Genomic DNA, 12,216 nt, shown 5'->3' on the forward strand with positions numbered 1-12,216 from the left:
AGCGGGCTCATCAGCGTGCCGCCCTCTTCCACCGCGCGGCTGAGGTTCAGGGTCGAATAGCCCATCCCACGGTACAAGGGCGCGTACATACGGCCCGGCAGCGCGATAGAGATATAAGGATCACCCGCAACCATATTGGTCGCAAATGCCGTCCCGATGGCCGAGCTTTGTACCGCGCCAAAGCTTTTCACGCGGCTGACGATCGCCAGAATAATCGCCTCCAGACAGCCGGTGCGCTCCAGCGCGCCGCCAAAGCCCAAGGCAATCAACATCAGCGAAATGGTCCACATCATCGATTGGATGCCGCCCGCGTTCAGCAGGCTGTCGATGTCGGCGATGCCCGTGTCGATGGAATAGCCCGACTGCGCAAAGGCGAACACGTCATGCAGCCCCGCGCCCTGCCAGAAGATCGCCACCAGTCCACCGGCCAGCACACCGGCAAACAGCGACGGCAGCGGCGGCTTTTTCATCAGCGCCAGCACAATCACGATCAAGGCAGGCGTCAACGGGATGATCCCGAGGCTAAAGCGTTCCTCCAGACCGGTTGTGATCTGATTGATGCTGCTGACGTCGCCTGCACCCTCTTCGATCAGTATAAAGCCGACGACCACATAGATCACCAGCGCGATGATCATCGCAGGGACGGTCGTGGGCAGCATGTTCTTGATGTGGTCGAATACATTCGTGCCCGTCACCGCAGGCGCGAGGTTCGTGGTGTCCGACAGCGGCGATACCTTATCGCCAAAGAACGCGCCCGACACGACCGCACCGGCGGTCCAATAGGCCGGGATACCGAAACCCGCACCGATCCCCATCAGCGCCAGACCAATGGTGCCGACTGTGCCCCAGCTGGTCCCCAACGACAGGGAAACCACTGCACAGAGGATCATCGCGGCTGCCAGAAAAATCGACGGGGTCAGCAAGGTCAGCCCGTAATAGATCAGCGTAGGCACCGTGCCCGACGCGATCCAGACGCCGACGATCATGCCGACCACGATCAACACCGCCAGTGACGGCATCGACACGTGGATCACGTGGAACACGCCTTCGCGGATGTCCATCCACGTCTGACCGCGAAACACACCCAGCAGGGACGTGATGGCCAATCCGAGGATGAGGGGAATATGCGGCGTGAAGTCGCCATAGTAGAAAAGTTGCAGCGCCAGAAGGCCAAGCGTCAGAACGACGGGCAGCAGCGCCAGCGGGAGCGATGGAAGGTCTTTATTGTCCATTTTGTCCTCGTTTTTGTATTCTTGTTTACTGATACACACACAGATTCCCTTTAGGGTGGCATTGCGGGCCTGTGATGCCAACCAATCTTATTCTAGGGCGATTGAACGTCATTTCCGGCAATTTTCCGCTGTATTTCAAAGGGACTAGACAACACCTGCACTCAGGGGCGCTATGTCTTTGCAAATATTGCCGGATGATGCCGCGCTGATTTCGCGATTTTCGCGTAAACCCCGCACTGTGCAGCAAAATTTTGCGCATCATGCTTCATGTTATTGAACTTCCCGCGTAATTATATGAATTCTGCAATGCAGCAACGAACAGGAATCATTTTTGATGCATCATTTGTCTCGCTCCCGCCCGATGTCTCGCCGGTCAGTATTGCGCGCGGGGGGGGCCGCTTTGGCTTTCGCCGCTGCAACCGGTTTGCAAGACACTGCTGCTTGGGCGCAGGCCAGTGATACGGCGGAGCCTTTTTCCTTTGATATTCTGATCGAACGGGCACGCAGCCTCGCAAGTGAAGAGTACACCGCGCCGACGCAACTGGGCGAGCCTTTTACCACGCTGGACTATGACGACTACCGCAACATCCGCTTCCGCGAGGACAGCGCGATCTGGAAAGGCCCTGCGGCGCAGGCGGTGGTACATGCCTATCACCCCGGCTGGCTGTTTGACGGCACCGTGTCGCTTTACGAGATCGTCAATGACAAGGCACAGCCACTTGGCTTTACCTCGGATGATTTCATCTACCAGTCCAAAGCGCTTGAAAAGATCCCGACCGGTACCGAGCTGCCCGGCGTCGCGGGCTTCCGCATGAATGCGCCGCTGAACGATCCGCAGCAGTTCGACGAGATCGTGTCCTTCCTCGGGGCGAGCTACTTCCGTGCCTTGGGGGCGGGGAACCGCTATGGCCTCAGCGCGCGCGGGCTTGCGGTGAACACTGCCACCTCAGAGCCCGAGGAATTCCCCCGTTTCAGCGCCTTCTGGCTGCAGCGCCCCGCCCCCGGCGAGACGAAGATGACCTTTTACGCCCTGCTGGAAAGCCAGTCGGTCGTGGGGGCCTACATGTTCACCGTGACCCCCGGTGCCACCACCACGATGGATGTGACCACCGAACTGTTCTTCCGTCAGGACGTGCAGCAACTGGGCGTCGCGCCGCTGACATCGATGTATCTGTTCGGGCTGAACGATCAGGGTAGCTTTGATGATTACCGTGCCCGCGTCCACGACAGCGAGGCGCTGGTGGTCAACACCGGCCAAGACACGCTGTTCCGCGTTCTGAACAACCCGCCCAAGCTCGCCAATTCATATTTTGGTGCGCAATCGCCGAAATCCTTTGGCCTTGTGCAGCGCCACCGTGCCTTTGACGACTATCTGGACGCCGAAGCCCACTACGAGCTGCGCCCGACACTGATGGTCGAACCCAAAGGGGACTGGGGCGAAGGCATGGTCCGCTTGATCGAGATCCCGTCGGATCTGGAGGGGAACGACAATATCGTCGCCTTCTGGACCTACAAGAACGGGTTCGCGGCGGGGGATAGCAAAAGCATTTCCTACCGTCTGAACTGGGGGATGAACCCGCCCGGCGCGTCTTCGACACTTGCCGAAGTATCGCGCACTCTTGCCGGAAATGGGGGCATCGCGGGCGTAAAACCGCGCAATGATCGCCGAAAGTTTGTCATCGACTTCGAAGGTGCAACTTTAGGGGAACCAAACGCCGAGAACGTTGTTGAAGCCAATGTAAACATCGCCGGCGGCACAGTTGCAGGACAAGTACTGCAGCAGATCGACGGCCACGATCACATGTGGCGACTGGTTCTAGAGGTCGTCGCCGAAACTGATGCAACGGTCGAACTGCGCGCCAATCTGGTCGCGGGCGACCGTAGCTTGACCGAGACTTGGGTATACCAATGGCTGAAAGAATGAATACGTCTGTGACATCACCTGCGACCACCGAACAAATGACCGACTTTGACCGTTATGCGCCTCGCCCTGCCCCGCTGGATATGCCACGGCAGGTGCTAGAGCATGATGCCCGCCCCTCCCTGTTCGAGGTGGTGAGCCGCATCTTCATGCGTAATGCCTGACATGCCCTCTTATTTACGCGATGGTGCCACGCGGGTCAGCCGCGTTGGTGCCATTTGCTTTGCCCTGCTATGCGCAACAGCGGCAGCCGCGACGCTGGCGCAAGCGGGGCTTAATACCGGATTTGATATCTGGGACGGCTTCGCCGTGGCGCTTATCGCGCTGACGACGGCTTGGTTGGCCTGGGGGGCGGGGCAGGCGTTTTTGGGCGTGCCTTCTTTCGACCCCCTCCCAGATATGGACCTGAGCAACGCCAATTTCCCCCCGACGGCGATCCTTGTGCCGATCTGCAACGAAAACCCGATCGAGGTTTGCGCGCGCATTATGGCAATGCGCCAATCCATGCAGGCCGCGAACGTACCCGTCGATTTCGCCATTCTGTCCGACACCTTTGACCCCGACGCCCTGATCGCAGAGCGCGCGGCGCTGGCCCCGCTGTTGGGCGATGAAAGCGCTGCGAACCCGGTCTATTACCGCAACCGTACCGACCGATATGGCCGCAAGGCGGGCAACGTCGAGGATTTCATCCGCAAATCCGGCGGGGCCTATGAATACGTCGTGATCCTTGACGCCGACAGCCTGATGGAGGGCGACACGATCCGCCATCTTGTCGCACGGATGGAGTCAGACCCAAGTCTTGGCCTGCTGCAAACCCTGCCCAAGATCTTTGGCGCGGGGTCGCTGTTTGGCCGCGCGATGCAATTCTCGGCCAGCTTTCATTCGCCCGTTTTTGCACGCGGTCTGGCCCGTATGCAGGGGCGCGCGGGCCCCTTCTGGGGGCATAATGCCGTCGCCCGTGTGCGCGCCCTGTCACAATGCTGCGGCCTGCCTGAACTCAGCGGCCCCGCCCCTTTCGGCGGCACCATCCTGAGCCATGACTATGTCGAAGCCGCCCTGCTGGTACGCGGCGGCTGGCGCGTCGAGATGGACCCCCGCATCGCCGGTTCCTTCGAGGAAGGCCCCGACAATCTGCTCGCCTTTGCGCGCCGTGATCGCCGCTGGTGTCAGGGCAACCTGCAACACATGCGTCTGGTCGGTGCCCCCGGCCTGCACGGGTGGAGCCGGTTCGTCTTTGTCCAGGGGATCATGGCCTATCTGGTATCGGTCGCCTGGGGGGCCTTCCTGATCGTCTCGCTGTTGGCCGCTGCGACCAATGCCAGCCCTGATTATTTCCCCAACGCCTATCAGCTTTTCCCCGTCTTCCCCGACGACAAGACCTTCCAGATCGTGGCGCTTGCCTTTGGGATCGGTGGGCTGCTGTTGCTGCCCAAGCTCGCGATCTTTGGCGAAGCGTCTGCAACGGGCCGCGCCAAGGGGTTTGGCGGGGCGCTGCGCGCGCTTGGCTCTGTCCTGTCTGAAATTCTGCTGACCGCGCTGATTGCGCCCGTGATGCTGATGTATCAAAGCCGCGCCGTCGCCGAGGTCTTTGCGGGCAAGGATGGCGGCTGGCCTGCAACTGCACGCGGCGAAGGACGGCTTACCCTCGCCGAAAGCTGGCGTGCCAGCCGTTGGGTATCGCTGTTCGGGATCGCGGTGACTGTTGCCGTCTATCTTTGGGTGCCGAACCTGATCTTCTGGCTCTTGCCGGTGACGCTACCCATGTCCATCGCGCCGCTGTTGATCGCCGTGACCTCGCACGAGAGCACCGGCCAAGTCTTTACCACGCCGCAAGAACGGGCCACGCCCGCCGTCATTGCAGCATATCGCGACAACCTGAGATCGGGTGCCGCCCCAGAAGGATCGTCGCATGACACAATCGTCCAACCGGCCTGACGCCCAGCTTATTCCCATCCGGCGCGGGGTCGACCTGCCGCGCCGCGCGCGCGATCCGCGCATCGATGCGTTTCGCGGGCTGGCGCTGATCATGATCATCATCGACCACATGCCCGGCAACCCGTGGGAGCATCTGACCATCCGCAACATCGGGTTCTCCGACGCGGCAGAGGCGTTCTTTATCATGTCGGGCATCGCGGCGGGCATCGCCTATTCCCCCGCCATTGGCCGCTGGATGTCGGGCGAGCTGCGTCTTTGGGATGCAATGGCCCCGCTGTGGCGGCGGGCGTGGCAGCTGTATATCGTGCATATCGTGCTGACGGTCGCGGCCATCGGTCTTTATGCTTGGGCGGCAGATACGTTTGTGCGCTCGGAGTTTCGTGTGATGCACAACCTTGCCCTCTTGTATGACCAGACAGGTGCCGCGATGGCGGGGCTGGTCACGCTGGGATATCAGATCGGCTATGTGAACATTCTGCCGTCCTATACCGTCTTGCTGCTGGCAGGCCCTGCGCTGATCGCCGCTGTGCTTTACGCGCCGCGCACGACCTTGGCCGTTGCGGGGGCGTTCTGGCTTTATGCAGGAGCCACCCGACTGACCATCCCGAACCACCCCGGTGGCGGCGGCTGGTTCTTCAACCCGCTCACTTGGCAGTTCATCTTTGTCATCGGCCTTGCCATTGGCGTGCGTCATCGCAAGGACGAACGGCTGGTCCGCAACTCTCCGATCCTGTTCAAGCTGGCGCTCGGTCTGCTGCTGTTCATCTTTGCCTGGCGCTACGTGCCCGGTCTGGGATCGTTCATGAATCACAAGATGGCGCAGCTTGGCGGGCTTGGCCTGCCCAGCAACATCACAACGCACAACAAGTCGATGCTCGCGCTGCCGCGCTTGGTGCATATCCTCGCGCTGGTCTATGTGCTTTCGTGCCTTCCCGTGGTGACCCGCATCTGCGCACACCGCTATGCCGCCCCCTTGCGTCTGATGGGCAGCCACGGCCTGCTGGTCTTTGGGCTAGGGACGATCCTTGCACTGGCCGGACAGATCATGATGGATATCGAACCTACGGTCACCGCCCTGCCGTGGACCCTGCCGCTGGCCGCCATCGCTGTGTGCTATGCCGCCGCCCTGCTGGCCGAAGCCGCCCGCAAACAGCCGCAGCCAAAGCAGCCCGCCCCGACCAAAGCCGAGGCCCCGCGCGCCGAGGTGATCACCGGCAGTTCCACGGCGTAAACAAGCCCGTTAGTGCCATGACCGAAAGACCGCCCGATGCGCAGACTTGCCCTGCCATCGGGTTTTCTTTACGTCCAAGACCGCCCATAAGCGAAAAACAGTGGAAATAGGGAATGTTCCCCTATCTCGTAGTGTAAATTAGTGTGTTGAAAGAGGCCCCCATGTCAAAAACCGGAAAGATCGCGATGCCAACCCAAGGGTGGCTCTACGTACTGACGGGGCTTGTGGTGGCACTCTTCCTGACGCTCGCCCCTTTCGCGGCGCAGGCGCAATCGCTGTTCACCGGTGGCGGGTCTTCCGACACGGAAACAACCGAAACGACACCCGAGGCAGGGGCGAAGGCACCGCTGGATACTCTGCTGGAAGTGCTTAAGGACGATGACGCCCGCGCGGCGCTGATCGCGGACCTTGAAAAGTCGCTGGATGCCTCGGGCGACCCTGCGGGTGATGAAAACCCCGCGATTGAAACGATCACCGAAGCCGCGGATGCCGAAGGCGTATCGGTCGGGCGACAAATCGCCCTGATCACCCAGCAGATCGGACAAGACACAGTCAGCACGCTCACCTCTTTCTGGAACGGGTTCGAACGCGGCGGCAAGGTCTTCTCTGGCCTCAGCGGTGCGGAACTGACCGTATTGCTGGAAGCGATCCCCGGTCTGCTTGCGGTCATTGCGATCACCGTCGCGCTCTTTGTGGTGCTGCGCTACCTTGCGCGGGGGCTGTATGCGCGCATGGGGCGCACGGCTGAACATGTGGGCCTCTTCCGCTCTATCGGGCTGTTTCTGGGGTCGAACCTGCTGGACGCCTTTATCGTTGTTGTGGCTTGGGCCGCTGGTTATCTGATCACCATCCTCGCCGTTGGCGAAGTCGGGCAGATCGGCATCCGCCAGTCGATGTATCTGAACGCTTTCCTGCTGGTCGAAATGACCAAAGTCGTCATCCGGTCGTTCCTATCGCCCGTTGCGTCGGGTCTGCGTCTGGTGCCCGTCGGTGACAAGGCCGCCGCGGCGCTGACCCGCTATCTGAGCATCGTGGTCAGTGTTCTGGGGTACGGGCAACTGCTGGTCGTGCCAATCGTCAACCAAAGCGTCAACACGGCCGCGGGCGCTGGCGTGTCGGCTCTTCTATCGGTTCTGGTGCTGCTCTATTTTGTCTACATCGTGCTGCGCCGTCGCAAGGCCGTCACCCGCTGGCTGCAAAGCGAGGCCGACCCCAGCGAGGCGCAAGCCGCCGAGGGCGTCGATCCGGCCACCATCGCAGAGGCGCGGCGCGGCTTTATCGCGCGCACGCTGCACGGGTTGGCAGGCATCTGGCACTGGTTCGCGCTGGCCTATATCGCGGTGATGTTCATCGTGGTCATGACCCAGCCCGCCGAGGTCACGCTGAACGCGATTGTCGGGTCGGGCAAGATCCTTGCCGCGATCATCATCGCCGCCCTGCTGTCCGGCTGGTTGGCACAGGCCGTGCACCGCGGCATTTCACTGCCCGAGGACGTGAACGCCAAGCTGCCGTTGCTGGAACGTCGCATCAACACCTTTGTCCCCCGCGCCTTCAGCGCCTTGCGGCTGTTCCTGCTGATCTGCGTGCTGTTCTTTACGTTGGACGTGATCGGCACGATCGACATGCGCAGCTGGCTTGAGGGGCAGGTCGGGCTGGCGGTGACCAAGGCGCTGATCTCTGTCGGGTTGATCCTGACGGTGGCCTTCGGCATCTGGCTCGCGCTGACATCCTTTGTCGACTACAAGCTGAACCCTGAATACGGGGCTGTGCCAACCTCGCGGGAAACCACCCTGCTGACCTTGCTGCGCAACGCGGCGACCATTACGCTGATCATCCTCACGCTGATGTTCGTGCTGAGCGAGATCGGGCTGGATATCGGGCCACTGCTCGCCTCTGCCGGGGTCTTGGGTCTGGCGATTGGTTTCGGCGCGCAGAAGATGGTGCAAGACATCATCACCGGTGTGTTCATCCAGTTCGAGAACGTCATCAACGTGGGCGATGTGATCACCGTGGGCGGCACCACTGGCACCGTCGAAAAGCTGTCGGTGCGCTCTGTCTCGCTGCGCGATGTGCAAGGCGCATTCCACATGATCCCCTTCTCTACCGTTGATGTGGTCAGCAACTATATGCGCGGCTTCTCCTACACGGTCTGTGACATGGGCATCGCCTACCGCGAGAATGTCGAAGAGGCCAAGCAGGCCATGTTCGACGCCTTCGACCGCATGATGGAAAACGAACCAGAGATCGCCAATAGCATCATGGGAGAGCTGGAATGGTTCGGCGTGCAATCCCTTGGTGACAGCGCCGTGGTACTGCGTGTGCGGATCAAGACCGATCCCGGCAAGCAATGGGGCATCGGGCGTATGTACAACGGTTACCTCAAGACGGTCTTTGACGAGCGTGGGATCGAAATCCCCTTCCCGCAGCAAACTATTTGGCTAGGCGAGAACAAGGACGGCACCACCCAGCCGTTCAAGATCGAAGGCCCCGCCGCGCAGGATACAAGCCTGCCGCCGACCAAAACCGTGTCCAAGCCGATCGAGGCAGACGATGTGCCGGACAGCGATGATGCCGACGGCGATGGTGGTGCAGACCGCTAACAGACGCGGATGACTGAAATAGAAAAAGGCCCCCGATCAGTGCTGATCGGGGGCCTTTTCGTGTCGGGTAGTTGGCGCAGGCGCTACATCACCGCCTCAATCAGATACGGACCTTTGTGCGCCAGCCCTGTCTCGATCGCGAGCTCAAGCGCTTCGCAATCTGTGACCTGTGTTGCCTCTACCCCCATCGACTTTGCCATCTGTGCAAATTCAAGTGTCGGCTGGTCAAGCGACAGCATATCCATCGCCTTGGGGCCCGCATTGCTGACGCCGACATTGGTCAGCTCGCCGCGCAGGATCTTGTAGACGCGGTTGGCGAAGATCACGATGGTGATGTCCAGCCCCTCGCGGGCCATCGTCCAAAGCGCCTGCACCGTGTACATCGCGCTGCCATCCCCGATCAGCGCCATCACCTTGCGGTCAGGGCAGGCCACGGCCGCCCCGATCGCCACGGGCATGCCATAGCCGATGGACCCGCCGCAGTTGTTCACCCAAGTGTGCTTGGGTGCCCCTGCTGTTGCGGGGAAAAACGCGCGGCCAGTGGTGATCGCCTCGTCGATGATAATCGCATCCTCGGGGATGGTGCGCGCTAGGGCTTGCGCGATGCCGCCCGGCTCCAACGGGCCGCTGGGTTTGTCAGGGGTGGCGGCTTCGGCCACATGGGCGGGCGGTGTATCCGCCGCGCCGACGCCGCTGCACAGTGCCTCCAGCGCCCCTGCGATATCCTGCGCGGTGGTGCAGAGGTTGGTGATCTGCGTGCCCTCGGCGGTCAGAATCGCGGGCTTATTCGGATAGGCGAAAAAGCCGATGGGTGCGCGTGCGCCCAGCAGAACGATGCGCTTGAACGGGGCCAGCGTCTCTAGCGCCTGATCGATGGGATAGGGCACGCGGTTGACCACCACACGCCCTGCCCCGCGTTCCTGCCGCGCATTGGCCCATTCGCTTAGCAGTTTGCAGCCCGTCTTGGCCGCGATCCGCCCCGCAATCTCAAGCATCTCGGCGCTCAGCGCGGCACCGCCCAACAGCAGCAGGCTGTCGGGGCCGGACAGCGCGGCGACGGCTTCCTCCAATGCAGCCTCGTCAAAAGCAGGGCGTTCCGCAGGCTCTAGCGCGGGCGCGACAGCGCCGCCTTCGTTCCAGGCGGTGTCACTCGGCAGCATCAGCGTCGCCACCTGCCCCGGTGCCACATTTGCCGCCTGCACCGCACGGGCCGCATCCGCACCCACATCCGCCGCCGACATGGATGTATGCACCCAATGGGACACGGGCCGCGCGATCCCTTCGATGTCAGAGGTCAGCGGCGCGTCCAGCTCGATATGCGTGACCGCATGTTCGCCGACAATATTCACCACGCCCGAGCCTGCCTTTTTCGCGTTGTGCAGGTTCGACAACCCGTTGGCGAGCCCTGGCCCAAGGTGCAGCAGGGTGCAGGCGGGCTTGCCGGCCATACGATAGTACCCATCCGCCGCCCCCGTCGCCACGCCCTCTTGCAGGACAAGGATCGACCGCATGCCGGGCACGTGATCCAGCGCGGCAACAAAGTGCATTTCCGACGTGCCGGGATTAGTGAAACAGGTATCAAGCCCACTATCGAGCAGCGTCTGCACAAGGCTATCGGCCCCGTTCATCTGGTCTGTATCGTCTTGGTTGCTCATGTCATCTTCCTTGTTCACGCAGAAACCGCCGCCCAGAAGGGCGCGCGCAATTCTTTCTTGAGGATCTTCCCGATAGAGCTGCGCGGCAGCTCGGCGCGCAGTTCCACCGCCGACAGACGCTGGCTTTTACCCAGCTTGGCGTTGGCGTCAGCGCAGATATCTTCGCCCGAACGCGTCGCCCCCTCGCGCAGCACCACCAACCCGTAAGGCGTTTCGCCCCAAGCGTCAGAGGGCACGCCGATCACGGCGGCATCCGTCACATCGGGGTCGGCCAGCAGCACCAGTTCAAGATCATCGGCATAGATGTTCAACCCGCCCGAGATAATCATATCTTTCTTGCGGTCCGACAGGATCAAAAAGCCGTCCTCGTCGAAACGGCCCATATCGCCCGAGCGAAAGAAGACGTTGCCCGCTGCGTCGCGCCAGATGTAGTCAGCGGTCAGGTCATCGCGCCCGAAATACCCCGCCATCATCGTCGGCCCGCGACCGCAAATTTCGCCCACGGTGCCCTTCGGAACCTCTGCGCCGGTCTCGTCGATCAGGCGGATCTCATTGCCCGGCGCGGGCTGGCCCACCGTGTGCAGCTTGTCGGGATGTTCGGCAGAATTCAGTACCGTGACCCCGCCGCCTTCGGTCAGACCATAGTATTCCAGCAGCTTGCCGGGGAAGCGCGCCAGCACATCCGCCTTGACCTCGGCCCGCAGCGGCGCGGAGGTGGAGAATTTCACCTGCATCGATGACAGGTCGAAGGTGTCAAAGTCAGGCACATCCATGATACGTTTGTACTGTACCGGCACCAGCATCGTGTGGGTGATCTTTTCACGCTGCACGATCTCGAGGTACCCGCGGGCGTCGAACTTTGGCATCAGATAGACGGTCGAGCCGCCATAGAGCGTTGGCAGGAAGGACACGATCGTTGTGTTGGAATAGAGCGGCGTCGACAGCAGCGTGCGGGCGTTATCGTCATATCCGTTGGGCGACACGCGGTCCATCTGCGCCGACCGCATCCAGTGATTGTGCAAGATGCCCTTGGGCGTCCCCGTTGTGCCCGAGGAATAGATCAGGTTGAACGCATCCGACATCTCGATCTGGATTTCGGGGTCGGAGTCCGAAGCCCCGTCAACCGCAGCGCCATAAGGCTGAAACGCGGGGTGGTCGAAATCAATGGCAAAGCGCGCCAGTTCCAGATCGGCGATAAAGCCATCGACCAGTTCAAGATATTGCGCCGAGACAAAGATCGCGCGTGCGCCGCAGTCGGTCAGCATCTTTTGCAGCGCATCGGGCGAGGCCATCGTCGACAGCGGCGTCACGCAGGCCCCTGCCCGCAGGATGCCCATAAACAGTTCTGCATAAGGAATGGAATTGGGCGAGATGATCGCGATGTTGTCGCCCTTGCTCACCCCCATCGACAGCAGCAGATTGGCGATCTTGTTGATGCGCTGGTCGAATGCCCCCCAGCTGACGGTTTGCCCGTCACAGACCAGCGCAAGTTTTTCCGGATGTGCTTTGGCGTTGTCGCGCACGACCTCGACGATGGTTTTCGTGGGTGTCGTCGCCGGTGCCGGCGGATTGATCGGTATCATATCACTGTCCTGAAATAATTCTCTCCCCGCTGCGGAACGCCGTTCCGCAGCCCCTGACA

At 61.4% G+C, this 12,216-nt stretch carries 8 protein-coding genes; 5 read left to right on the plus strand and 3 right to left on the minus strand.

Going from position 1 to position 12,216, the window contains the following annotated elements; genetic code table 11:
* Window positions 1-1,232: Na+/H+ antiporter NhaC (gene nhaC / locus B3849_RS16145; RefSeq protein ID WP_286780434.1), on the minus strand; the 1,232-nt coding region annotated here is incomplete at its 3' end.
* Window positions 1,233-1,593: 361 nt separating this feature from the next.
* On the opposite strand from nhaC, the gene B3849_RS16150 reads away from it, so the two are divergent.
* From B3849_RS16150 to B3849_RS16170, 5 genes are all read left to right on the plus strand, one after another.
* A complete protein-coding gene (locus B3849_RS16150) occupies window positions 1,594-3,156 on the plus strand; it encodes a glucan biosynthesis protein (RefSeq protein ID WP_278425114.1) in 1,563 nt (520 codons plus the stop codon).
* Window positions 3,153-3,317, plus strand: a complete 165-nt coding sequence (locus tag B3849_RS16155; protein WP_005851989.1) for a hypothetical protein — start codon at window positions 3,153-3,155, stop codon at window positions 3,315-3,317. Before B3849_RS16150 ends, B3849_RS16155 begins: the two co-directional genes overlap by 4 nt.
* The gene (gene mdoH, locus B3849_RS16160; RefSeq protein ID WP_414718055.1) at window positions 3,310-5,088 is read left to right on the plus strand and encodes a glucans biosynthesis glucosyltransferase MdoH; all 1,779 of its coding nucleotides are present in this window, start codon (window positions 3,310-3,312) and stop codon (window positions 5,086-5,088) included. Before B3849_RS16155 ends, mdoH begins: the two co-directional genes overlap by 8 nt.
* Window positions 5,063-6,319: an OpgC family protein gene (locus B3849_RS16165; protein WP_286780436.1), complete on the plus strand. Its 1,257-nt coding sequence runs from the start codon at window positions 5,063-5,065 to the stop codon at window positions 6,317-6,319. Before mdoH ends, B3849_RS16165 begins: the two co-directional genes overlap by 26 nt.
* A gap of 161 nt (window positions 6,320-6,480) precedes the next feature.
* Complete coding sequence (locus tag B3849_RS16170) at window positions 6,481-8,919, plus strand: mechanosensitive ion channel domain-containing protein (protein ID WP_278425110.1); 2,439 nt, start codon at window positions 6,481-6,483, stop codon at window positions 8,917-8,919.
* 83 nt (window positions 8,920-9,002) lie between these two features.
* On the opposite strand, the gene B3849_RS16175 is transcribed toward B3849_RS16170, so the two are convergent.
* Both B3849_RS16175 and B3849_RS16180 read right to left on the minus strand, forming a co-directional pair.
* Window positions 9,003-10,574 (minus strand): acetolactate synthase large subunit, encoded by a 1,572-nt coding sequence (locus tag B3849_RS16175; RefSeq protein WP_278425108.1) that lies wholly within the window; start codon window positions 10,572-10,574, stop codon window positions 9,003-9,005.
* A 14-nt stretch (window positions 10,575-10,588) separates the two neighbouring features.
* Window positions 10,589-12,157, minus strand: coding sequence for a class I adenylate-forming enzyme family protein (locus tag B3849_RS16180; protein ID WP_278425106.1), 1,569 nt, complete (start codon window positions 12,155-12,157; stop codon window positions 10,589-10,591).
* Window positions 12,158-12,216: the final 59 nt, after the last annotated feature.

It is taken from the genome of Sulfitobacter sp. UBA4523 (assembly GCF_002388305.1).
Classification (GTDB): domain Bacteria; phylum Pseudomonadota; class Alphaproteobacteria; order Rhodobacterales; family Rhodobacteraceae; genus Sulfitobacter; species Sulfitobacter pontiacus.